Genomic DNA, 24,252 nt, shown 5'->3' with positions numbered 1-24,252 from the left:
TTAATTTTTTACAGAATAAACTTTAAATTTAGAGGTTTGTGCCAATATCTCAAATTTTCCAAAATATTGTTGTAATAAATCGGGATAGGGGAGGAACGCATTGGCTACAATACGGAGTTCACCCCCTTGATTTAAATGCCATTTGGCTTGGCTAATCAGTGTCTCTACCGCCTGATAAGCCGTATCAATCCCATCGTGGAATGGTGGATTGGAAATGATTAAGTCAAATTTTCCTTCAATATTAGAGAACACATCGCTGGCAAAAACCTTGCCTTCTAATTGGTTTTCCGAAAGGGTTTTGCGGGCAGATTCCAATGCCATTGCATTAATATCGGTCATTATGACGGTTGATTTAGGATTTGTTTTTTTGATGAGTGAACCAATTATGCCGGCCCCACAACCGAGATCAAGTACCTTCCCTTTAATCGGGTGATTGAGTGTCGAAAGTAAAAGTGCCGTCCCCACATCTAATTCATTTGCACTGAACACGCCGGGCAAACTATGGATTGTTAAGCCTTGTAGTTGAGGATGTTGATAGGTTTTCCAAAAAGTATTGAGGGAAAAGAGCGGTCGTTTTTTCAGAGAAAAATGATATAAACCGCAGCGACGTGCAGAATCAATTTTGGCAATGTCGCCAAACGGTGAGAGGATTTTTTCTGCCGAACGTACACCGCAGCGGTTTTCACCAATGATGAGGATTTCTTGTCCGTCTTGTGCATTGGCAAGGAGTTGCATTAGCTGGAATTGTACTTCTTGCTTGTTTTTTGTCCAGTAATAAACAATGAGATCTGCTTTACCTTGAAATTCAATGGAAAAATTGACCGCACTTTGGGTGCGGGCATAATCAAAATAGCAGCTCCAAACCTGAATGGATTGGCAATACGGTGCTAATTTTTGTGGAAATTGATCCTTAATGCCGCCGGCGAGGATAATGGACTTACCGTGGAAAAGGGGAAGATGGCGTTCTAAAACTTCGCTTTCAAGAGAAATCACGCTTTGAATCCTATGAATTATTGGTTTAAAATCACGTGCTATTCTAACAAAGATAGCACTGATAAAAAATGATTTCATGGCATTATGCCATTTTACTGTTAAGGAATGTTTTATGAAAAAAATCGTATTAGCAACAACTATGGCGATGTTGTTGTCAGGGTGTCAATTAATTGAGCAATTACAAGGTAAGCCTCAAACACCTTCTAAAATAGAAGAGACACCGGAACAAATTGAACAATACAAGAAATTAGATGCTCAATTTGAGCGTGTGAAAAAAGCGGGCATTAAAATTGAATTTAATGGCGAAAAATATGTGAAACAAACACAAGCTATAAAGAGTGAAGAACCGCGTTTTGTGAGTCTTGCGGCAAGTGTGGATCGTAAAAACAGAAAATCAATTCTCAGTGAGACTTATTATTTAAAAGATTTGACTCATGAACCTAACCTAATTTCAAAATATTTAGAAGCTAATAAAAAAATATGTGATTTGCAAACCTTAAGCGATGATACATCTTCTTACTATGTATGTAATGGTAAGGATTTCCAACGTTTTATTGCGGTGATCCATAAAGAGAAAAATATTTTGTCATTCCGTAGCTTAAAAGCCTATCAACAAAAACCAACAGAGGTGGAAGAAAAAGCCATTGTAAAAGGCTTAATGAGCTATCCGTTTGATTCTATTTCCCGCTAATCATTTAATATGGACAGACGCAATCTTCTTTTGAAAGAAATGGGGATTACCCAATGGCAATTACACCGCCCTGAAGTTTTGCAAGGAGAGGTGGGGATTGCTGTGGCGGAGCATATTCGGTTTATTATTGTATCTGATGAAAATTTGAGTCAGTCGCCTTTATTTACGGATGTGTTGTTAAGCCTAACATTGAAAAAAGAGGATTGCCTTTGTTTGAATTACGATCAAATTCAACATCTTGAGTTAAACCATTCCGTACGTTATTGGCTACTTGCTGAAAATACGGAGAAAATTGACCGCACTTTGCCTCATTGTTTGCATGCTGAACGTATTTATCGCTCACCGTGTTATCGGGATTTCCAATCTTCCCCCGCTGCTAAACGTGAACTTTGGCAGCAAATTCAACAAATTTAATGCTATGCCTCAAATATTTACTATTGAAGAATGCGATTTTGAACGTTTGTACGAGATTGAACAACAAGCACATTTAGTGCCTTGGTCTTTCGGAACGCTAAAAAATAATCAAGGCGAGCGGTATTTGAATCTGAAATTGGTTAAAGATGATCGAATTATCGGGTTCGCAATTTGCCAAAAAGTATTAGATGAAGCAACCTTGTTTAATATTGCTATTGAACCTGTTATGCAAGGAAAGGGATTCGGCTCATTCCTTTTGAAGGAACTCATAGAACAGCTTAAAGAAAAGGGAATCCAAACTCTATGGCTTGAAGTGAGGGAATCAAATCCGGCTCGTTGGCTCTATGAAAAACAAGGATTTAACGAGGTGGATATCCGTAAAAATTACTATCCATTGCCTGATGGGAAAAGAGAGAATGCGGTTGTTATGGCGTGTTATTTATAAAAGAGCGGTCGTTATTGAGGAAATAACGACCGTTTTCTATTACATTTCTTGTGAAGGAAAAAGAAATGGATTGAGGCCGCTTCGAGAAAAGCCTTTTTCTTCCATTTCGACATCTAAGAAAATAGAGGCTAAATCATCGGCGACCGCTTCAACATTTGGATTTTTTTCTTGAAACATCATTTTTAGATAGGTTTCGCAACTGCCACAGGTCTCTGCCCGAATGAGTGCTAATTCCTCATTGAGTGACCACATTTCTAATTTATCGTGGCCATTACAATTGGTGCATTGTGCCCGTACCAGATTCCATTCACTTTCACATAGTGAGCAATGCAAATAGCGTAAACCTTGTGAGGTGCCGATGTGAATCATACTTGCTACCGGCGCTGAACCACAAACAGGACAATAATGGATATTTTCTGTATTTTCTAAACGGCTTGCATGTGGAATTTGTTGAGAGAGTTGTAGCCAGTATAGGGAAAGCGCCGACCAAAGGAATACGGCTTTGTCACTGCTTACAAGATTGAATTCTTCCGCCAATAATTGGCTTGCCATTCCTTCTAACTCTGTGCTGGAGGCTTTCTCTAAAGACTCAATGGTTGCCGCCATTTGTTCATTGGCTTTGGGTTTGATGTTGTGCAGGATTTCTGCAAGGTATTCACGCCAAATGCCGTCACGTTTAAATATTTTGGCATTAAGTGGTTCTATACCGCTTGTATTTTCAATCTCTTGCTGAGGAAGCGGATTTTTCTCAAGGGTTGCCAGTTGGCTTTCTACGACATCGGCAGCAAATAAAAGATAATCTGCCAATGGATGATCTTGGGCTAAATCACGTAAGCGTTTGGCTCGGCGTTGATAAAGATTTTTCGGATTGGCAAACAGTACGGCGGGTGTTTCGTAGGCATTTTTTTTCTGTTCTTTGATTTCAGCTTCGGAAAGAATTTTGATACTCATAATATTCTCTGTCTATAAGTAAAAAGTGCGGTTAAAAATGACCGCACTTTTTGAGTGAGTGAACTGGACTTAGTCTGAGATACGTTTAAATAAAGCTTTGGTTTTTTCACCTTTGGTTTCACGTTCTCCGTCTTTTTCTAATTCAGGTAGAATTTCTTCACGATACCATTTTGGATGGTGTTTTTTCGCCCAACGAACGGTGACCCAGCCTTCTATGATCCCGCGAATTGAACCTTTCACCCAGAATGCCATATACATATGCACCATAATACCGGTGAAGAGCATAAATGCACTTGCAGAATGGAGAAGAATTGCAAATCTTAGAACTGGAATTGAAAAGTGGTGTGAAAAATATTGACGCCACATCACAATACCGGTTGCTAATAAGGTGAACATAGCAAGAATCAATGTCCAAAATAGCATTTTCTGACCAAGATTGTATTTTCCGTTGTATGCCACTTCGTGTTCATTACCTTTTAGGACTTCAACGACACCTTTTAACCAACGAATATCATTTTTTTCAGGAATGTTATGATGCCAATATAAAGAACATAAGAAGATAAAGGCAACGAACATTAAAAGCCCTGTGAACGGATGAACTGCTCGTGCAAGTTGTGGTGTACCTAAAATATCCGTTAGCCAGGCAAAATCAGGGAAGAAAAATGCAACCCCGGTAAACATGGTTAGGAAAAAGGTGATCACCAAGAACCAGTGACTTAAACGTGCAGGAATTCGATGACGAACGATACGGGTATCGTTCGTAATTTCAAATTTACTCATCTTTTTTTCCTCCATGTTTATCTTCATTCTCAAATTTTTCATGGTGATCTTCGACATCCGTCTCAACATTTGGGCCAACAGTTAAGTAATGACCTAGTTCAGCTAGGGCTAAGCCACCCATTGCAACAGCTGCAACCGGTTTTAACACATCTTTCCATAAGGTGATACTGAGGTCGATTTGCGGATCTTTCGGGAGACCATTGTAAAGTTCAGGTCTGTCTGCGTGATGTAGCACATACATCACGTGCGTGCCACCGACTCCCGGTGGATCATAAAGTCCGGCATTTTCATAACCACGTGATTTAAGATCGGCAACACGTTGTTCCGCATAGATCTTCATTTCTTCTTTTGAGCCGAAACGAATCGCCCCCGTTGGACAGGTTTTGACACAAGCCGGCTCTTGTCCGACAGAAACGCGATCGACACAAAGGGTACATTTATACACACGATTGTCGTCCGGATTCATTCGAGGAATGTTAAATGGACAGCCTGCGATACAGTAACCGCAACCGATACATTTGTCTGATTGGAAATCCACAATACCATTTTTGTATTGAATGATTGCTCCCGGTGAAGGGCAGGCTTTTAAGCAGCCCGGTTCCGAGCAGTGCATACAACCGTCTTTACGAATTAACCATTCTAAACGATCGTTTTCTTCCACTTCGTTAAAGCGCATAACAGTCCATGCTTTGGCGTTAAGATCAACGGGGTTGTCATAAACGCCTACGCATTGTGCATTGACATCGGATCGGATGTCATTCCACTCAGAGCAGCCTACCTGACAGGCTTTACAGCCGATACAGGTGGAAACATCAATCAGCTTTGCCACTTCAACTTTGTGATCTCGCGCCTGCGGTGCCGGGGTGAGCTCTGAGGTTGCGGAGATCTTGATAATATCTTGAGATTGTACACTCATTGTTTATGCCTCCGCTTTCTCAATATTTACCAAGAATGTTTTGTATTCCGGTGTTTGTGTATTAGCTTCACCCCAAGATGGTGTGAGAACATTAGTGGAGAATCCACGATTACCTTTTCCATTCAAGGCTTTCATATTCCAGTGAATCGGAATACCCACATGGTGAACGGTTTTACCGTCAATTTCTAGTTCTTTCAAACGTTTGGTAACAACGGCAACGGCTTTGATATAACCACGTTTTGATGTGATTTTCACCATATCGCCTTTTTGGATACCTTTTTCTGCGGCTAATTTTTCCCCGATTTCCACAAATTGTTGCGGTTGGGCAATAATATTAAGTGCAGATTGTGCGGTCCAACTGTGGAAATGCTCGGTTAAACGATAAGTGGTTGCCACAAATGGGAACTCTTTATTTGAACCGATAAATTCACGGTCTTCCTTGTAGATACGCACGGTAGGATCTGTTACCACATTTGGATGGAGTGGATTAGTGTCAATCGGGCTTTCAACCGGTTCATAATGCTCCGGCATCGGGCCGTTATTGATTTTATCTACGGCAAATAAGCGACCTACACCTTCGGCGGACATAATAAACGGCCCTGCCTCAGAACCCGGAGGTTGGGTACCATAGTCGGCAACATCAAACCAGTTCCAGTTTTTACCGTTCCATTTGATTAGCTGACGATGTTTATCCCATGGTTTACCATTAATATCTAAGGACGCACGGCTATAAAGGACACGACGGTTTGCCGGCCAAGCAAAGCCCCAACCCACAGTACAGCCTAGACCGGACGGATCTGAATTATCACGATTAGCGGTTTGGTTACCTTTTTCTGTCCATTGACCTACGTATAGCCAGTTACCCGATGTGGTTGTACCGTCATCACGTAAGTGAGCAAAACCATTGAGTAATTGCCCTTTTTTATACATCAGGTTGCCGTTTTGGTCATAAAGATCTTCAAGAGCATAACCATTTAATTCCTTTGCTAATTCTTCCGCACTTGGTGAGTGTGGTTGCGCATAATTCCATGTCATAGCCTCAAAAGATTCAATACCACGACCGCCTTCTTTTTTGTAGAGCTCGTGCATTTCTTCACGAATCATTGAAAGAATATCTACATCAGGTAAAGCTTCACCCGGTTGATCACAGCCTTTCCAGTGCCATTGTGCCCAGCGACCGGAGTTGGAAATTGAACCGTCTTCTTCCGCAAAACAAGTGGTTGGTAAACGGAATACTTCGGTTTGGATATCCGCAGGATTGACATTGTTTGATTCGCCAAAGTTTTTCCAAAATTCAGAACTTTCAGTTTGAAGTGGATCAAGCACAATTAAGAATTTTAATTTGCTCATACCGGCAAGGGTTTTATTCTTATTCGGTAATGAATTCAATACGTTAAAACCTTGTAAGATCCAACCGTGCAACTCGCCATCATTCATTAATTTCACATGCGTGATAGGGTCGTATAAGCGATCTGTTTTCGGTAGGAAATCAAAGCCCCAACCGTTTTCTTTGGTTGCATTATCGCCATAAAACGTTTTCATCATACTTACAAAGAATTTTGAAGTATTACGATAATAGTTGATTTGACCAGGAACGATGTCTTTTGGCGTAATCGCATTGATATATTGCTCATAAGATGAGTCTTTATCGTTTGGCAAACGCATATAGCCAGGTAGGGAAGTCGGTAACAATCCCATATCTGTCGTACCCTGTACGTTTGAGTGCCCACGTAACGCGTTAATACCGCCCCCCGGCATTCCCATATTACCTAATAGCAATTGGATCATCGCCATTGAGCGAATGTTTTGCGTACCGATAGTATGTTCTGTAAAACCTAATGCATATAAATGCGTCATCGTCTTGTTTGGTGCGGAGGTTTTACCGATTTCCTCACAGATTTGTAAGAATAGTTTTTGTTTGACGCCTGTTACGCGTTCGACCATTTCAGGGGTGTAACGGGAAACATGTTCTTTTAATACATTAATTACACAACGTGGATGTTGTAATGTCATATCACGTTTAGCCTGACCGTTCTCATCAAATTGATAATTCCAAGTTGATTTGTCATAGCTACGTTTTTCTGTATCGTAGCCTGAGAACAATCCGTCTTCAAATTTAAAACCTTCGTTGACTAAGAAAGAGGCGTTAGTGTAGTGTTTTACATATTCGTGTTGAATCTTATCATTTTCCAATAGGTAACGAATCACGCCCATTAAGAACGCAATATCAGAACCTGAACGGATTGGCGCATGAAGATCAGCGACAGAGGCTGTGCGGTTAAAGCGTGGATCGATAACGATAATTTTCGCACCGTTTTTCTTCGCCTCAATTGCCCAACGGAAGCCAACAGGGTGAGCTTCGGCAGGGTTACCGCCTTGAACGATAATTAAATTGGCATTTTTGATGTCAACCCAGTTATTTGTCATGGCACCGCGACCAAATGATGGAGCAAGACTTGCTACCGTTGGTCCGTGTCAAGTATTCGCTTGGTTACATACCGGCACCATCCCGAGCATTCGAATCCATTTTTGCGTGAGTAACGCAGCTTCATTGCTCATGGCGGAGGCAGTCATAATCCCTGTGGTTGCCCAACGGTTTACAGTTTTTCCGCTTGCATCGGTTTCGATAAAATTGGCATCGCGATCATCTTTCATTAATCGGGCAATGCGTTTGATTGCATCTTGCCAAGAGATTCTTTCCCATTTGTCGGAACCCGGTGCTCGGTATTGAGGATATAAGGAACGGCTTTCGCTGTTGACATAATCAAGCGCACCTGCGCCTTTCGGACAGAGCGCCCCACGACTGATTGGATGGTCAGGATCGCCTTCAAGGTGAAATAATTTTGAACGGGTATTGGTACCGGTGTAGCTACTTAATCCTGTATGAGGTTTACCGGTACTATAAAGCAACATACCGCAACTGACGGCACAATATGTACAAGTGTTACGGGATTCATAAGCGCGCAATAATTTATATTCACGCGGCGCTGCTAACACATTTGCCGGCGCAAAGCCTAACATCGCAGCAGAAGTTCCCGCCATACCACCTGCACAGATCTTAAAGAACTTTCTTCTTGAGACCTGCATAATCACTCCTTTCAACAATAGTTTGTTGAGATATTAATTAGATAGTAAAGAAATTCATCTAGAAAATTGAGTTGATTTCGTTAGAATAACCTTAATCAACAGACTAAATTGCGTATAGAAAAACACCAATTTAAGGTGAGAGTAGGATACCGATTTTTTTACGATAAATCCATAATCAAAATACATTATATCCCTGAAAGGATGTGATTTAGATCACGAAGTTAGCAAAAAAATAACATTATTGTTACATAACTGAAGAGGTAGGCTATCAATGAATAGTAGCATTGAGCAATCCATCAAGTTTTTTAAAAAAACAAAAATATCAGACAAATCGACCGCACTTTTAGAAACAAAAAATGATTTTCTTGCCGTTGAAATTCCGGTTTCGCTTGTCTATAACGGTATTTCTCATGCGGTGATGATGTGTTCTCCACAAGATTTGGAGGATTTTGCCTTAGGGTTTTCTTTAACAGAGGGGATTATTGATAGTCCTTTAGATATTTATGGAATTGATGTAATAGAAGTATGCAACGGCATTGAAGTGCAAATAGAGCTTTCCAGTCGTCAATTTATGGCACTTAAAGAACATCGACGAAATCTTACCGGACGTACAGGATGCGGCATTTGCGGGGCGGAGCAACTCAATCAGGTTTACAAAAATTTTCCTAAATTAGACCGCACTTTTCAGTTTGATGTTAGTTTGCTAGATAATTGCCTTGCTATATTGCAGGAAAATCAACAATTAGGTAAACAGACTGGCGCAACACATGCCTGTGCATTTTTTGATTTGCAAGGTAACTTACTTGCCATTCGAGAAGATGTGGGGCGCCACGTTGCCTTAGATAAACTGATTGGCTGGTATGTTAGTGCGGGTAAGCCATCAGGAATGATACTCACCTCAAGTCGGGCAAGCTACGAAATGGTGCAAAAAGTGATTGCTTGTGGGGTGGAAATGTTAGTGGCGATTTCTGCGGCAACGGATTTGGCGGTTAATATGGCAAAAAGACATCATCTGACTTTGGTTGGATTTGCCAGAACAGGTAAGGGAAATATCTATAATGGGGAAGAGCGCTTGATTTTCTGAGAGAGAATTTTTATGGGATTTTATAAAAAGGCAAGAAACCATCTTGCCCTTTTGGAAGTCGAATCTTTATTCTCCCTTCACTTCTTTTACCCAACGCTCAATCAAACGTTTTGCTTCCTGATCAGAACCAAATCGAATGAAATCAATATCAATGAGTTTGAGTTTTGTTGGATTCGACAGATTAGGATGGGCTTTAGCATAAATATTAGTTGGAAGCTGATAAGCCTCTGCCTCACGCCATGGAATTTCTTGAGCTTCTGCGGAAAGTACAAAATCCATAAAAAGTTTGGCATTTTCTAAGTTTCGCCCATTTTTAATAATACTTGCCGCCCCCAAGGTATAGCCAACGCCTTCGCAAGGAAGAATACCGGCAACCGGTGCACCTTTGTCTTTTTCCCGAACATAAGCATGCATAAATCCAATATTGGCAGTTGTTGCACCGGTAGAAAGGTTGCTGGTCGCCATACCGCTTTTAGTGTATTGGTTGATGTTTTTGTTTAATGCTTTCAAATAATCAAACGCCTTATCTTCGCCCATCAGCTCAACAAGAGTGGCGATAATGCTATATCCTGTGCCGGATACGCGTGGATCAGGATATTGAACCAAATCCTTAAATTCCGGTTTTAATAAATCAGCGTAACACTGCGGTGTGGCGATATTTTTTTCGGCAAGGGATTTCTCATTAATTCCAATGCCAAGATCCATTAAATAAATAATGGAAGTGGTATCACCGCGTTGTTCCACCAAGTTTTTAAATTGAGGCAAAATATTTTTTTGCTCAGGTGAACGGTAGGTTTCAAGCAAACCTGCATCTCGGGCTTGCAAGTGGGGTTCAAATGTTCCGCCATACCAAACATCCGCTTGAGGATTGTCTTTCTCCGCTTTGAGTTTGCCTAGTACTGTACCGGTACTATTGCGGACAAATTGTGTATTTACATCATATTTTTTACTGAAAGCTTGGGTCACCTTTTCACAGGTTGTGTTTTGTACCGTACAATAAACAACCAACTTTCCTTGTGCCTTAGCTGTGTTTGGCAGACCAATATTTAATAATGTACAAAGTGCGGTTAATTTAAAGGCATTTTTTAAATGAGTATAGGGAATCATATGCATCCTTACTTAATGAATAAAGAAAAAGTAAGTCAGCCCTTGAGGAAGAAGAGATTAGTTTCCTACGTCAGTGCTAACTGCTTCAGGTTCACGGGTGTTTCTCAGCGATTCTCGCACCCCGACTAACCAAGCCAAAACTATAATTTGTAATCTTATTTTTGTAAAGTCGGATCTGTTTATTGTTGCTGTCGTTGTGATATTAAAAAATAATGTCTATAATAACTGTAAATTTAAACAGATGAAATAATGTTATGGATATTTCTGAATTACTTGATGGTTTGAATGATAAACAGCGTGAAGCGGTGACCGCACCACTTGGTAATTATTTAGTATTGGCAGGGGCGGGCAGTGGTAAAACCCGTGTATTGACCCATCGTATTGCTTGGTTGGTGGCAGTGGAAAATATTTCCGAAGGAAGCATTATGGCAGTGACTTTTACCAATAAAGCCGCTGCGGAAATGCGTCACCGTATTCAAACTACATTGAGCCAATATTCCAACTCAAATTTATTTGGTATGTGGATTGGTACATTTCATAGCATTGCTCATCGCTTATTACGTGCTCATCATTTAGATGTCGGATTGCCTCAGGATTTCCAAATTTTGGATTCGGAAGACCAACTTCGTTTAGTGAAACGTTTGTTAAAATTACATAATTTTGATGAAAAAGCCTTTCCGCCCAAACAGGCTTGTTGGTATATCAATAACAAAAAAGATGAAGGCTTACGACCGCAAGAAATTGAGGATTTTAATGATCGTCAAGAGAGTGAATGGATTAAAATTTATCAGATTTATCAAGATACTTGTGATCGTGCAGGTCTGGTTGATTTTGCAGAATTGTTAATTCGTGCTTATGAATTATTTGCTAAAAAACAGCTGATTTTGCAGCGTTATCAACAACGTTTTCAACATATTTTGGTGGATGAATTTCAAGATACCAACAAAATTCAATACCAATGGCTCAAAATTTTTGCAGGACAAACCGGCAAAGTCATGATAGTGGGTGATGACGACCAGTCTATCTATGGTTGGCGTGGTGCTCAGGTTGAAAATATCCAAAGATTCCTTAAGGATTTCAAGGGGGAAACCATACGCCTTGAGCAAAATTATCGTTCTACTGCCAATATCCTAAATAGTGCGAATGAATTAATCGCTAATAATGCGGATCGTCTCGGTAAGAATTTATGGACAGAGGGGGAAAAGGGCGAGCCGGTTGGTATTTACGCTGCCTTTAATGAACTTGATGAAGCTAAATTTGTGTCATCTCAAATTCAAGATTGGGTTGAAAATGGAGGGAAGTTGGATGATTGTGCGGTGCTTTATCGTAGCAACAGCCAATCCCGAGTGATTGAAGAAGCCCTAATCCGTTGTCAAATTCCTTACCGTATTTATGGGGGTATGCGATTCTTTGAACGCCAAGAAATTAAAGATGCGTTGGCTTATTTACGCTTAATTAATAACCGTCAAGATGATACGGCTTTTGAGCGTGTGATCAATACGCCACCTCGTGGCATTGGTGATCGCACCTTAGATATTTTGAGAAATCTAACCCGTGAGCGACAAATCACCTTATGGCAAGCGATACAAGTTGCGATACAAGAAAATATGCTTACAGGTCGTGCTAGCACAGCTTTGTTACGTTTCCAAGAGCTGATTAATTCCTTGTCATTGGATACTGCAGAAATGCCACTTTTTGCCCAAACTGATTTTGTAATTAAACATTCCGGTTTGTATGATATGTATAAGCAGGAAAAAGGTGAAAAGGGTGAAGTGCGGATAGAGAACTTAGAAGAGTTGGTTAGCGCTACTCGTGAGTTTGTGAAACCGGATGATGCTGATGAGATGACGGAACTTACCGCCTTTTTAACCCATGCGTCCCTTGAAGCAGGAGAAGAACAAGCTTCTCCTCATCAATCTTGTGTAGAAATGATGACATTACATTCGGCCAAAGGGTTAGAATTTCCACGGGTATTTATGGTGGGCGTTGAGGAAGGACTATTTCCGAGTTTTCGTTCTTTTGAAGAACCGGGACGACTAGAGGAAGAACGCCGTTTGGCCTATGTGGGGATCACGAGAGCAAAGCAAAAACTCACGATTTCTTATGCGGAAAGCCGCCGTTTATACGCAAAAGAAGAGCGACATTTGCCTTCCCGTTTTATTGCTGAGTTACCACAAGAATGTATCCAAGAAATCCGACTGCGGGGAACGGTGACACGTGCAATGAATTTAGCCAAAGTTGGATCGCTGGCACAGTCGATAGAAAGTGAAAACGGTTGGAAAATGGGACAAAAAGTCAAACATGCAAAATTTGGTTTGGGAACGGTGATCAATGTTGAGGGGAGTGACAATAATACAAGGTTACAAATTGCGTTCCAAGCACAAGGTATTAAGTGGTTAATCGCACATTTGGCAAAATTGGAGAAAGTTCGGTAGATTTTATTCCTATATTAAAGGGTGTTTTGATTCAGCAATGAAAATTGGTATATTCTGGAAAAGAATGATTAATAGCAATTGGTGATTTGGAAAAATTAGAAAAAGTGCGGTAGAATCCAAAGGCATTTTATTTTGAGTCTAAAGGCTTTATTCTAAAAGTGCGGTGAAAATGACCGCACTTTTCCTTTTTGTTACAGAGTGATTGAATGTTTAAATTTATCTTCAAACGAATTTTAATGGTGATTCCAACTTTTATCGCTATTACTTTTGTGACCTTTGCACTCGTGCATTTTATTCCTGGTGATCCGGTAGAGATTATGATGGGGGAACGGGGGTTAACACCTGAGGTTCATCAGCAAATGATGCACCAATTAGGCTTGGATCTCCCTTTATATCAGCAATATTTCAACTATATCGGTAATGTGCTTCAAGGGGATTTTGGTGCATCATTTCGAACCCAACAGCCTGTTCTTACCGAGTTTTTTACCCTTTTCCCCGCGACGGCTGAATTGGCTTTTTTTGCGCTATTTTGGTCGCTACTCGGTGGTGTGATTCTGGGTACTATTGCCGCGGTAAAAAAAGATAGCTGGCTCTCTCATACTGTGACTACCGTGTCATTAACCGGCTATTCAATGCCGATTTTTTGGTGGGGCTTAATCCTTATTTTATATGTGTCCCCTTCCTTGGGTTTACCACAAGGGGGGCGTTTAGAGAACGATTTTTGGATAGACACACCAACAGGTTTTATGCTGATTGATACTTGGCTTTCCGGTGTACCGGGTGCTTTTGAAAATGCAGTGAAATCCTTGATTTTGCCTGCCATTGTATTAGGCACAATACCGCTCGCCATTATTACACGAATGACCCGTTCTGCTATGTTGGAAGTGCTAGGCGAAGATTATATTCGCACGGCGAAAGCGAAGGGGCTAAGTTATACTCGTATTGTGATGGTACATGCTTTGCGTAATGCATTGATTCCGGTCGTGACCGTGGTGGGATTAATTGTTGGTCAACTGCTTTCCGGTGCGGTATTAACGGAAACCATTTTCTCATGGCCTGGTATAGGGAAATGGATCATTGATGCGATTCATGCACGTGATTATCCGGTGCTACAAGGCTCTGTTTTAATTATTGCCACGATTATTATTGTGGTGAATTTAACCATTGATTTACTTTATGGCGTGGTGAACCCGCGTATTCGTCATTAATTGTAGGAGAAAGAATGACAGACAGGATTTCAATGTTAGCGCCTAGAACACCTCTACAAGAATTTTGGTTCTATTTTAGACAAAATCGAGGGGCGCTTATCGGGTTAATTTTTATTTTAATTGTGGCGTTAATCAGCCTATTGGCTCCCTACATTGCGCCTTTTGATCCCGCTGAGCAAAATCGCACGGCTTTATTATTACCGCCTGCTTGGTATGAGGGGGGGAATGCGGCTTATTTACTGGGCACTGATGATATCGGCCGTGATATTCTCTCCCGCATTATTTATGGGACGAGAATTTCAGTTTTTGCTGGATTCATCATCGTACTCCTTTCTTGTTTATTAGGCACAAGTTTAGGCTTGGTGGCCGGTTACTATGGAGGGGCATTGGATACAGTTATTGTGCGCTTAATTGATATTATGCTCGCTATTCCAAATTTACTACTGACGATTGTTGTGGTTTCAATTCTTGAACCTTCTCTAGTGAATGCGACGTTGGCCATTGCGGTGGTTTCCATTCCAAGTTATGTCCGGTTAACCCGTGCGGCAGTGATGAATGAAAAAAATCGTGATTATGTGACCTCATCTAAAGTGGCAGGAGCTGGCATTTTACGTCTGATGTTTATTGTGATTTTGCCTAATTGTTTAGCTCCACTTATTGTGCAAATGACGATGGGAATTTCTAATGCCATTTTAGAACTTGCTACCCTTGGTTTCCTTGGTATTGGTGCGAAGCCTCCAACACCTGAACTCGGTACTATGCTTTCAGAAGCCCGTAGTTTTATGCAGGCGGCGAATTGGCTTGTGACGATTCCGGGTTTAGTGATTTTATCCTTGGTATTGGCATTTAATTTAATGGGTGACGGTTTACGTGATGCCCTCGATCCAAAACTCAAACAATAGGGGTGAGAATGGCATTATTAGAAGTAAAAGAACTTTCAGTTCATTTCGGTGAGAAAAACACTGCCTTTAAAGCGGTAGATCGGGTGAGTTACCAAGTGGAACAAGGCGAAGTGTTAGGCATTGTTGGTGAATCAGGTTCTGGTAAATCCGTCAGTTCTCTCGCCATTATGGGGTTAATTGATTATCCAGGGAAAGTCTCGGCAGAGTCTTTAATATTTGAGGATAAAGATTTATTAACACTGAGTGCTAAAGATAAACGCTCTCTCATTGGTGCGGATGTAGCGATGATTTTCCAAGATCCGATGACCAGCCTGAACCCTGCCTATACCGTGGGGTTTCAAATTATGGAAGCGCTAAAAGTCCACGAAGGTGGTTCAAAACAATCACGTCGTGAACGCACTTTGGAATTATTACGTTTGGTTGGTATTCCCGATCCGGAATCCCGTATTGATGTTTATCCTCATCAACTTTCGGGCGGAATGAGCCAACGGGTGATGATTGCAATGGCAATTGCCTGTAAACCAAAGCTATTGATTGCCGATGAGCCGACTACAGCATTAGATGTGACGATTCAAGCGCAAATTGTGGATTTATTACTCGATTTACAGAAAAAGGAATGTATGTCGTTAATCTTAATTACCCACGATCTTGCACTTGTTGCCGAAGCAGCACATCGAATTGTGGTGATGTATGCCGGTCAGGTAGTCGAAGAAGGGCGGGCTGAAGATATTTTCCGCGAACCCAAACATCCTTATACGCAAGCATTATTGCGATCTTTACCTGAATTTGCAGAAGGCAAATCACGCTTGCAGTCGTTACCGGGTGTTGTTCCAGGGCGTTATGACCGGTCAGGTGGATGTTTATTAAATCCTCGTTGCCCTTATGCAACGGAATACTGCCGACAAGTTGAACCGGAATTACATCACATTGGTGATCGTAAAGTGAAATGCCATACAGCACTGAATACTAATGGTGAACCAATTAAATGGCGTAAAGGAGAATAATCAATGACAAATCATATCAAAGAGAATGCCCCTTTACTGAATGCGATAGGGTTAAAAAAATATTATCCGGTTAAAAAAGGCTTCTTTGCCAAACCTCAGCTGGTGAAGGCCTTAGATGGCGTTTCTTTCCAACTAGAGCGAGGGAAAACCCTTGCCGTGGTGGGAGAATCAGGTTGTGGTAAATCCACGTTGGGGCGTTTGCTTGCGATGATTGAGCAGCCCACAGAGGGGGAATTGTATTACAACGGACAGAATTTTTTAGAGAATAATTCGGAAACCAAAGCCTTACGCCGTAAGAAAATTCAAATTGTTTTTCAAAATCCTTATGCCTCGTTGAACCCGCGTAAGAAAATCGGTTCAATTTTGGAAGAACCGTTAGTCATCAATACCAAACTTTCTGCTCAAGAGCGTAAAGCAAAAGTACTTTCTATTATGGAAAAAGTGGGATTACGTCCGGAATTTTACGATCGTTATCCTCATATGTTTTCCGGTGGGCAACGCCAACGCATTGCCATCGCGCGCGGTTTAATGTTAGAGCCGGATATTGTCGTAGCAGATGAACCGGTGTCTGCCCTTGATGTTTCGGTGCGCGCGCAAGTGTTAAATCTTATGATGGATTTACAAGATGAATTTGGTCTGTCTTATGTATTTATTTCTCACGATCTTTCAGTGGTGGAACATATTGCCGATGAAGTCATGGTGATGTATTTGGGGCGTTGTGTGGAAAAAGGCACTACAGATCAAATTTTTTCTAATCCGCAACATCCTTATACACAAGCACTGCTTTCGGCTACGCCACGTCTCTCCCCTCATTTACGCCGTGAACGTATTAAATTAAGTGGAGAATTGCCAAGCCCGATTAACCCACCAAAAGGCTGTGCTTTTAACCCCCGTTGTTGGAAAGCAACAGAAAAATGTCGTGAAGAAAAACCAATATTATCTTCTTATTCAGATGGTAGGCTGATTGCTTGTTTTCACGTTGATTAATAAAAATAACAAGGGAAACTACCGCACTTTGATTAAAGTGCGGTTATTTTTTTAAATATTTTTCTGCGGATAGCGAAATTGGAAAACAAGAAAAATTGTTAACCCGATAATCCCCAATATTGCACCACTCAATCCGATGTATTCCAATCCCACATAATTCATGATTTGACTGCCTAATAGCGCACCGGCACCGATTCCCGCATTAAATATACCGGAATAAATGGCGGTGGCGACATCAGTGGCATTGGGAGCAAGTTTCAGCACCTGCATTTGTAGTGCCAAACCGATACAGGAAATACCGATTCCCCAAATAAAAGCAAGGGAAAATATTGTAGCTGTATAGTGGGTTGAACCGAGCAAAAGTGTGAGTGAGACAATGAATAATCCCATTGCACTGAGAATAAATTTTTTTGGGTTAAAGCGGTATAACCGATTAAACAGTAAGCTGGCACTAATGCCTGACAAGCCAAATACAAGGAGGATTATCGTGGTAAGATTTGGTGCTAGTTGTCCAATTTGAATCATAAAAGGTTCAATATAGGTATAGGCGGTAAAATGTGCTGAAATAATGAGTGCCGTTGTGAGATAAAGTCCGATTAACAATGGGCGTTTGGCGAGAACGGGTAAACTGGCAAGTGAGCCGGCATTCTTACTTGGGAGACGAGGTAAAAGCCGAATAATTAAGAACATCGCCAATAGTGCTAGGAGAGCTATAATGCCGAAAGTGACCCGCCAGCCGACAAGCTGACCAATTAAACGTCCGAGAGGTAGGCCTAAAATTGTGGCAAGGGACGAACCAATTGCTAACATACCGAGCGCTTGCGTTTTTTTATTTTTGGGGGCGATTCTCATCACGAGAGAGGCAGTAATGGACCAAAAAATAGAATGAGCCAATGCAATACACATACGGGCAATCAGCAATACCCAAAAGTTCCATGCAATCACAGAGAGGATATGCCCGATAATAAAAATCACAAAAAGTTTAATGAGTAAACTTTTCCGTTCCATTTTTCCTGTCGCCAACATTGCCGGTAAAGACATCACTAGTACAGTCCATGCATAGACTGTCATCATTAGCCCGGTTTCAGCGGTTTGCATATCAAAGCTTTGAGCAATATCTGTCAGTAATGCAACCGGCACAAATTCTGTTGTGTTGAAAATAAATGCGGCACAAGCCATGATGATGACTCGCCAAGTTTGGATTTTTTCAGCTTGCTGGTAAAAGGACATTATTTTAATTTCTCTTTAATGAGATGTTTTAATTGTTTCCGAAAATCTTTATTTATTTCCAGTTTATACTGGGGAGAATAACAACTATCAAAAAAGCGAATAGGCAGTTTAAGGTTTTGGTATTTTTCATTCGTTGCAGAAAGGTTGAGATTAATATCGCATTGCATGGTATGCAAATCAATCGCCCCATTACCCTCGCCTAAAAGTGCGGCTGTTTTTAGGCTGATTTTATTGACAGTTAATAAATTATTTTCGAGGTTCAATGATGAGATAAAGGTTTGGTAGGCAGTATTCATACTTTTCCCTTGTAAAAGTTCATCATTGTAATTAATTGGAAAATACTGTGTGGCGAGGTCAAGTAAATTTAGCCCCAAAAGCTCGCCATCCCGTGCATTAAAATCAAATTTTCCTTGTGTTAATTCTGAATTGAAAAAGGTAAGTTGGACATTAAAATCAGTCGTACCCGTCATGGTATTAGGAAAGCTCAATAAGGTGAGTAAGCGTTCCATTGGGAAATTTTTACCGGAAAATTTGACCGCACTTTTTTGTGCAAGGCTGTTGAATTTTAGTATCGCTAAACAATCGGTAGTACAGTAGGGCTTCATATAGGCAGCCAGTATTTTTTGTGGTTTAGAAAAATCACTGTGTACCTCGATATAGTCCAATGGCTGCCCATTTAAAGAGACACCATCAAATTGGAGTAAAGATTCGTTGCCTTGATTTAGGGCAATCTTTCCTTTATTAAAAGCAAGATTAAAGGTGGTATTTCTACCGTAAATCGGTTTTTCAAGTTCAATTGAGATTCGATTTTCCCCATTAAAAGAAATACTTTTTGCCAATAATTTTTTCAGTGAAAAATCTGAAAAATACATGGTTATTTTGGCAGAATTGAGGCTTTTTTCCCCTACTTTTGCTTGCGTTATAGCGAGCTGTTCAAGTTTTGGATCGCCGAGAATTAAGGGTAAAAATGCCAATTTTCCCTCAATTTGTTTGAGGGAAATCTCATGATAGTTGAGTTGCTCAATAGAAAAATAAGGTTGAGGAAAGAGATTAAACTCAAGGGATTTTACTTGAATATTGCGTTGGGCTAATTGCTCGGTGAGTTGTGTTTTAGCTTGTTGAAGTTGGATGTAAAAAAAAGCAAAGATCGCAACAAGCACGATCAACAGGCTTATTGCGATCTTTTTCATTTATTTATCCTCATCAATGCGACTTGCCACGGCATTTTGTTGATTTCGATATTTCGCATCTTTACGGCGATTATAAGGGCGTGCAGCCTCCCCGCTTAACACTTCAAAACTGAGTGCACCGATCACCATATTCGGGCGTAAGGCTAAAGGCAATTTACCGGAATTGTAAAACTCCAGCACGATTTTGCCTTCCCAACCCGGATCAATACGGTGAGCGGTGACGTGTACCATTAATCCCAAACGAGCAAGGGAAGACCGCCCATCTAGCCAGCCAATGATATTCGCCGGTAATTTGACTGATTCTAAAGTGGTTGCCAAAGCCAATACGCCGGGGTGTAGAAAAAAAGCTTCATCATCAGGAATGATAATTTCATCACTCATGACCGATTCTAATTGTGCCGAGACTTCTTCTTTCGGCCCGCTTAAATCAATATAAGGTGCAGAATGTTCACGAAATACCCGAAAAGAATTACCCAGACGTACATCAATAGTTGCACCGTTAATTTTGTCATTAGCGGGACGAGGGGTTAAAGAAATAATGCCATCATCAAGATAGCGTTCAATATCGGTATCACAAAGACGCATAATTTCTCCTATTTTTGGTTTAATAAATGAAGAATTTGAGCTTTTAACATATTGATCGCAATGCGGTTTTTACCACCACGAGGAATGACAATATCGGCGTATTGTTTAGACGGTTCAATAAATTGTAAGAACATTGGACGTACCGTTGAACGGTATTGATCAATAACGGATTGTAGTGAGCGACCGCGTTCTTCCATATCACGTTGCAAGCGACGGATAAAACAAATATCCAACGGGGTATCCACAAAAACGGAAATATCCGCTAATTGGCGTACTCGTTCATCGGTGAGTAATAAAATACCTTCTAAAATAACGATGCGTTTAGGGGTGAAGTGCGTGGTTTCAGCGGTTCGAGTATGCTCTACATAGCTATAGACGGGAATATCCACCGCTTTATTGGCTTTTAAATCTTTTAAATGTTGAATGAGTAAATCACGATCCATCGAGTTAGGGTGGTCATAATTGGTTTTTACGCGCTCGCTCATTTCTAAATGGCTTTGGTCTTTATAGTAACTATCTTCTGCAATAATACCGATTTGCTGACAACCTAATTCGTTACAGAGTTCTTTGTGAACAGTAGAGGCAATAGAACTTTTTCCTGAGGCAGAGGCGCCGGTGATAGCAATGATGATACAAGATGAATCTGGCATAAATATAACCTAGAGGCTGATAAAATTGCCTGAATTATAAAGAAAAGTGCGGTCAATTTCACCTTTATTTTATGCCATCAATTCGCAAAATTGTGAGGAGAGTCACGGTATTCTTCTTCGTTTTCACGTAGTATTTTGGCGTTTTTCTTCAGATAGGAGTTGATTATGACATTCAATAAAATTTCTCTTTCTATTTCAACCGCACTTTTAGCGGGCGGTTTAATGATATCTTCAGCTGTAAATGCAAAAGGTCGATTAGTGGTGTATTGTAGTGCCACGAATATTTTATGTGAAACCACCACAAAGGCTTTTGGTGAAAAATATGATGTTAAAACGTCGTTTATCCGCAATGGTTCGGGCAGTACCTTTGCAAAAGTCGAGGCGGAAAAAAATAATCCGCAAGCGGATGTGTGGTTTGGCGGTACCTTTGATCCGCAAGCGCAAGCGGCAGAATTAGGGTTGATTGAGCCCTATAAGTCTAAGTATATTGATGAAATTGTTGAATCGTTCCGTGATCCGGCAAAAACGAAAGGTCATTATGTCTCCGCCATTTATATGGGGATTTTAGGTTTTGGGGTGAATACCGAGCGTCTTGCTAAACTAGGTATTAAAGAAGTCCCGAAATGTTGGAAAGATTTAACGGATCCAAATTTAAAAGGTGAAATTCAAATAGCCGATCCGCAAAGTTCCGGTACGGCTTATACTGCCATCGCGACCTTTGTACAACTTTGGGGAGAAGATAAAGCCTTTGATTTCTTTAAACAATTACATCCAAACGTATCACAATACACCAAATCCGGCATTGCACCATCACGCAATGCAGCACGGGCTGAAACCGCAATTGGCATTGGTTTTTTACACGATTATGCACTAGAAAAACAGCAAGGCGCACCATTAGAATTAATCGTACCTTGTGAAGGAACGGGTTATGAATTAGGCGGAGTGAGTATCCTTAAAGGCGCTCGAAATCTTGATAATGCCAAATTATTTATAGATTGGGCACTTTCGAAAGAAGGACAGGAGCTGGCTTGGAAGAAAGGGGAATCTTTGCAGATTTTAACCAATACCACAGCTGAGCAATCTCCGGTAGCATTTGATCCGACCAAACTCAATTTAATCAATTACGACTTTGAAAAATATGGTGCGACAGAAGAACGTAAACGTCTTATTGAAAAATGGGTTCAAGAGATTAAATTAGCGAAATAATATTCTGAAAGTGCGGTTGAAAATTACGGTATGATGTAGCAAATGCACAAAAATAGATATTTCAACGACATGTAGGGACACACTGCGTGTGCCCACTATAAAATCAAATCATTTCAATATGTTAAAATTCGGACACACGCAGTGTATCCCTACAAGCTAGCTAACCAGAAAACAGATTTGTGTAACTGCTGCAGAATACTGGAAAATTATCAATTTTTGACCGCACTTTGATCTTGTTTTATAAATATGAGATGAATTTGTGGCGTGAGTCTCTCGTATACACTACAGAAAACGCTAAATAGCCTTGCGGAGGTATTAATGAGAAAGCAGGCGCTTTTTGAAAGCAATTGGTTTTGGATTGCTATTGCCCTAATGGGGTTCGTTTGTTTGCCTTCTACGGCACTTTATTATGGCATCGCTGAATCAACTCCAGAGGAACTGCTGGAAGCGATGGGATGGATGGCTCCTAATCTTAGTTGGTTTTGGTTCGGTACATTATTGCTGATTCCTGTTATCTCGCATTTTTTCAGGCAGAAGGCTCGCCAACAAGGATTATTTGAATTTCTGCTGATTTGTACAATTGTTACATTTATCTTTATCTCTGCAACACTCGCTAAAATGAGTTTAGGTTATTCAATTTTTATTTTGCTGGTGTCATTGATTGCCATGGCAACGAATGCTCTGGCAAAAATGAAAATAATGCAAGGTGATAAATTTATCATCGCTTCACTTATCAGTATTGTATTGATGATTTTCTTCTTTATTGTCTATCCTACCTTGGCAATTTTTATTTCTATGTTTTATGACGGTTCGGAATTTGTTCCAACCCAATTCTTAACAATCCTTGAACAGCCCTATATTATTCGCATCATTTTCAATTCATTGAGTGTGGCGGCAACGATTGGTATTTTGGCAACGCTATTTGGTTTAATTTTTGCCCTTTATACGACACGTATCGCCAAACGTACCGCTTTTATCGGTAAAATTTTCTCCATTTTACCCATTGTCACCCCGCCATTTGTGGTCGGATTGGGGGTAACGTTAATGCTTGGACGTTCAGGCTACGTTACCCAATTTTTAGTAGAGTATCTTGGCTTTAATAACAACTGGTTATACGGTTTTACAGGGATTGTCATTGCTCATACACTGGCATTGACACCCATGTCTTTTATGATTTTGGAGGGGGCGCTCAAATCTGTTCACCCTTCCATTGAAGAAGCTTCATATACCTTGCGTGCAAACCGCTATCAAACCTTTTTCAATATCATTTTCCCACTATTGAAACCGGCACTGGGTAACTCATTCCTTGTGGTTGCCATTCAATCTTTAGCGGATTTTAGTACGCCGTTGGTACTTGGCGGTAGTTTTGATGTCATTTCCTCACAAATTTACTTCTTTATTGCAGGCTCACAACTTGATTATGCATCAGCCAGTACACTGGGGAGTTTATTGCTTATTTTCTCGCTATCCATTTTCGTGATCCAGTATGTATGGATAGGTAATCGCTCGTACGTGACGGTTTCTGGTAAATCCTATCGTGGTGATGTGCAGGATCTGCCTAATCTAATGAAATACGCCATTATGCTGATTTTAGGTTTTTGGGTGTTATTCAATGTGGTTCTCTACGGCAGCATTTTCTACGGCAGTTTTACCGCTAACTGGGGCGTAGATTACACATTAACCTTCAAACATTATCTTGCGCTATTTGGTCAAGGTTTTAGCGATGGGGCTTGGCCGTCTCTTATCCAAACCGTCTTATTTTCCGCTGCCGCGGCGCCAATTACGGCACTCTTTGGGCTATTGATTGCCTACATTACGGTGCGTCGTGATTTTAAAGGGAAGAAGACGTTAGAATTTCTCACCTTACTTTGCTTTGCCGTACCGGGGACGGTTGCGGGGGTGTCTTATATCCTTGCTTTTAATAACGCACCGATTTATATCACAGGGACGGGATTAATCATTATTCTGTCTATGGTCATGCGTAATATGCCGGTGGGGATGCGTGCTGCGATTGCAGGGCTAGGGCAGTTGGATAAATCCCTTGATGAAGCTTCGCTTTCGCTTAAGGGAAGTTCATTTAAAACCCTTGTGTTTATCGTGTTGCCATTGCTTAAACCGGCATTATTATCTGCATTAGTCACCAGTTTTGTCCGCTCTATGACAACAGTGAGTGCCATCGTCTTTCTTGTCACGGCCGATACTCGTGTTGCGACATCTTATATTTTAAATAGAGTCGAGGACGGTGAATATGGTGTGGCGATTGCCTACGGTTCGATTCTCATTGTTGTCATGATGGCGATTATTCTATTTTTTGACTGGCTTGTGGGGGATACCCGCATTAGCCGATCCAAAGCGAAAAAAATGAATTAAGCACCGTCTGAACATCT

21 protein-coding genes and 1 riboswitch are annotated in these 24,252 nt (G+C 40.8%); of the genes, 11 read left to right on the top strand and 10 right to left on the bottom strand.

What is annotated here, in order from left to right; genetic code table 11:
- Positions 1 to 993 (bottom strand): 16S rRNA (guanine(1207)-N(2))-methyltransferase RsmC, encoded by a 993-nt coding sequence (rsmC, locus tag E4T92_RS00275; protein WP_135092970.1) that lies wholly within the window; start codon positions 991 to 993, stop codon positions 1 to 3.
- A gap of 112 nt (positions 994 to 1,105) precedes the next feature.
- Here rsmC and E4T92_RS00270 point away from each other — a divergent pair, with 112 nt between their 5' ends.
- From E4T92_RS00270 to rimI, 3 genes are read left to right on the top strand one after another with little or no spacing between them, the layout of a single operon-like run.
- Complete coding sequence (locus E4T92_RS00270; protein WP_135092969.1) at positions 1,106 to 1,684, top strand: hypothetical protein; 579 nt, start codon at positions 1,106 to 1,108, stop codon at positions 1,682 to 1,684.
- Positions 1,685 to 1,693: 9 nt separating this feature from the next.
- Positions 1,694 to 2,098 (top strand): DNA polymerase III subunit psi, encoded by a 405-nt coding sequence (holD, locus tag E4T92_RS00265; protein ID WP_135092968.1) that lies wholly within the window; start codon positions 1,694 to 1,696, stop codon positions 2,096 to 2,098.
- Positions 2,099 to 2,102: 4 nt separating this feature from the next.
- Entirely contained in the window at positions 2,103 to 2,543 is a 441-nt protein-coding gene (gene rimI / locus E4T92_RS00260) for a ribosomal protein S18-alanine N-acetyltransferase (RefSeq protein WP_135092967.1), read from the top strand.
- 39 nt (positions 2,544 to 2,582) lie between these two features.
- Here rimI and fdhE read toward each other — a convergent pair whose 3' ends face one another.
- From fdhE to fdnG, 4 genes are all read right to left on the bottom strand, one after another.
- Positions 2,583 to 3,494 carry a formate dehydrogenase accessory protein FdhE gene (gene fdhE, locus E4T92_RS00255; protein ID WP_077540431.1) on the bottom strand — a complete coding sequence of 304 codons (912 nt, stop codon included), beginning with the start codon at positions 3,492 to 3,494 and terminating at the stop codon, positions 2,583 to 2,585.
- 69 nt (positions 3,495 to 3,563) lie between these two features.
- Positions 3,564 to 4,274, bottom strand: a complete 711-nt coding sequence (locus E4T92_RS00250; protein WP_135092966.1) for a formate dehydrogenase subunit gamma — start codon at positions 4,272 to 4,274, stop codon at positions 3,564 to 3,566.
- Positions 4,267 to 5,190, bottom strand: a complete 924-nt coding sequence (gene fdxH / locus E4T92_RS00245; protein WP_077540435.1) for a formate dehydrogenase subunit beta — start codon at positions 5,188 to 5,190, stop codon at positions 4,267 to 4,269. Before fdxH ends, E4T92_RS00250 begins: the two co-directional genes overlap by 8 nt.
- A gap of 3 nt (positions 5,191 to 5,193) precedes the next feature.
- Positions 5,194 to 8,277 carry a formate dehydrogenase-N subunit alpha gene (gene fdnG, locus E4T92_RS00240; RefSeq protein WP_143531147.1) on the bottom strand — a complete coding sequence of 1,028 codons (3,084 nt, stop codon included), beginning with the start codon at positions 8,275 to 8,277 and terminating at the stop codon, positions 5,194 to 5,196.
- 271 nt (positions 8,278 to 8,548) lie between these two features.
- Here fdnG and fdhD point away from each other — a divergent pair, with 271 nt between their 5' ends.
- Positions 8,549 to 9,361 carry a formate dehydrogenase accessory sulfurtransferase FdhD gene (fdhD, locus tag E4T92_RS00230; protein ID WP_135092965.1) on the top strand — a complete coding sequence of 271 codons (813 nt, stop codon included), beginning with the start codon at positions 8,549 to 8,551 and terminating at the stop codon, positions 9,359 to 9,361.
- Between the two features lie 66 nt (positions 9,362 to 9,427).
- Here fdhD and E4T92_RS00225 read toward each other — a convergent pair whose 3' ends face one another.
- Positions 9,428 to 10,468 carry an ABC transporter substrate-binding protein gene (locus E4T92_RS00225; RefSeq protein WP_135092964.1) on the bottom strand — a complete coding sequence of 347 codons (1,041 nt, stop codon included), beginning with the start codon at positions 10,466 to 10,468 and terminating at the stop codon, positions 9,428 to 9,430.
- 45 nt (positions 10,469 to 10,513) lie between these two features.
- Positions 10,514 to 10,602, bottom strand: a riboswitch (TPP riboswitch).
- A gap of 120 nt (positions 10,603 to 10,722) precedes the next feature.
- Here E4T92_RS00225 and uvrD point away from each other — a divergent pair.
- The 5 genes from uvrD (at position 10,723) to E4T92_RS00200 (ending at position 17,004) form a co-directional block, all read left to right on the top strand.
- Positions 10,723 to 12,903 carry a DNA helicase II gene (uvrD, locus tag E4T92_RS00220; RefSeq protein ID WP_135092963.1) on the top strand — a complete coding sequence of 727 codons (2,181 nt, stop codon included), beginning with the start codon at positions 10,723 to 10,725 and terminating at the stop codon, positions 12,901 to 12,903.
- A 206-nt stretch (positions 12,904 to 13,109) separates the two neighbouring features.
- Positions 13,110 to 14,111: an ABC transporter permease subunit gene (locus tag E4T92_RS00215; protein WP_167753967.1), complete on the top strand. Its 1,002-nt coding sequence runs from the start codon at positions 13,110 to 13,112 to the stop codon at positions 14,109 to 14,111.
- A 14-nt stretch (positions 14,112 to 14,125) separates the two neighbouring features.
- A complete protein-coding gene (locus tag E4T92_RS00210; protein WP_135092962.1) occupies positions 14,126 to 15,013 on the top strand; it encodes an ABC transporter permease subunit in 888 nt (295 codons plus the stop codon).
- Between the two features lie 8 nt (positions 15,014 to 15,021).
- On the top strand, positions 15,022 to 16,017 hold the full coding sequence (dppD, locus tag E4T92_RS00205; protein WP_135092961.1) for a dipeptide ABC transporter ATP-binding protein: 996 nt from the start codon (positions 15,022 to 15,024) through the stop codon (positions 16,015 to 16,017).
- Between the two features lie 3 nt (positions 16,018 to 16,020).
- Positions 16,021 to 17,004 carry a peptide ABC transporter ATP-binding protein gene (locus tag E4T92_RS00200; RefSeq protein ID WP_135092960.1) on the top strand — a complete coding sequence of 328 codons (984 nt, stop codon included), beginning with the start codon at positions 16,021 to 16,023 and terminating at the stop codon, positions 17,002 to 17,004.
- Positions 17,005 to 17,055: 51 nt separating this feature from the next.
- On the opposite strand, the gene E4T92_RS00195 is transcribed toward E4T92_RS00200, so the two are convergent.
- The 4 genes from E4T92_RS00195 to udk are packed head-to-tail and all read right to left on the bottom strand — an operon-like array spanning position 17,056 to position 20,659.
- Positions 17,056 to 18,234 carry a sugar transporter gene (locus tag E4T92_RS00195; protein WP_135092959.1) on the bottom strand — a complete coding sequence of 393 codons (1,179 nt, stop codon included), beginning with the start codon at positions 18,232 to 18,234 and terminating at the stop codon, positions 17,056 to 17,058.
- Positions 18,234 to 19,424, bottom strand: coding sequence for a hypothetical protein (locus E4T92_RS00190; RefSeq protein WP_135092958.1), 1,191 nt, complete (start codon positions 19,422 to 19,424; stop codon positions 18,234 to 18,236). The genes E4T92_RS00195 and E4T92_RS00190 overlap by 1 nt, the downstream gene beginning before the upstream one ends.
- The gene (dcd, locus tag E4T92_RS00185; protein ID WP_077540466.1) at positions 19,425 to 20,009 is read right to left on the bottom strand and encodes a dCTP deaminase; all 585 of its coding nucleotides are present in this window, start codon (positions 20,007 to 20,009) and stop codon (positions 19,425 to 19,427) included.
- 8 nt (positions 20,010 to 20,017) lie between these two features.
- Positions 20,018 to 20,659, bottom strand: coding sequence for a uridine kinase (gene udk / locus E4T92_RS00180; protein WP_077418073.1), 642 nt, complete (start codon positions 20,657 to 20,659; stop codon positions 20,018 to 20,020).
- A 165-nt stretch (positions 20,660 to 20,824) separates the two neighbouring features.
- Here udk and E4T92_RS00175 point away from each other — a divergent pair, with 165 nt between their 5' ends.
- Together E4T92_RS00175 and E4T92_RS00170 are read left to right on the top strand one after the other, a co-directional pair.
- Positions 20,825 to 21,865, top strand: coding sequence for an ABC transporter substrate-binding protein (locus E4T92_RS00175; RefSeq protein ID WP_077540468.1), 1,041 nt, complete (start codon positions 20,825 to 20,827; stop codon positions 21,863 to 21,865).
- A 318-nt stretch (positions 21,866 to 22,183) separates the two neighbouring features.
- Entirely contained in the window at positions 22,184 to 24,235 is a 2,052-nt protein-coding gene (locus E4T92_RS00170) for an iron ABC transporter permease (protein WP_077543926.1), read from the top strand.
- Positions 24,236 to 24,252: the final 17 nt, after the last annotated feature.

Origin of the sequence: Pasteurella sp. WM03, assembly GCF_004570945.1 — a bacterium.
GTDB lineage: Bacteria > Pseudomonadota > Gammaproteobacteria > Enterobacterales > Pasteurellaceae > Rodentibacter.
This window is presented reverse-complemented; position numbering and strand designations above follow the sequence as displayed.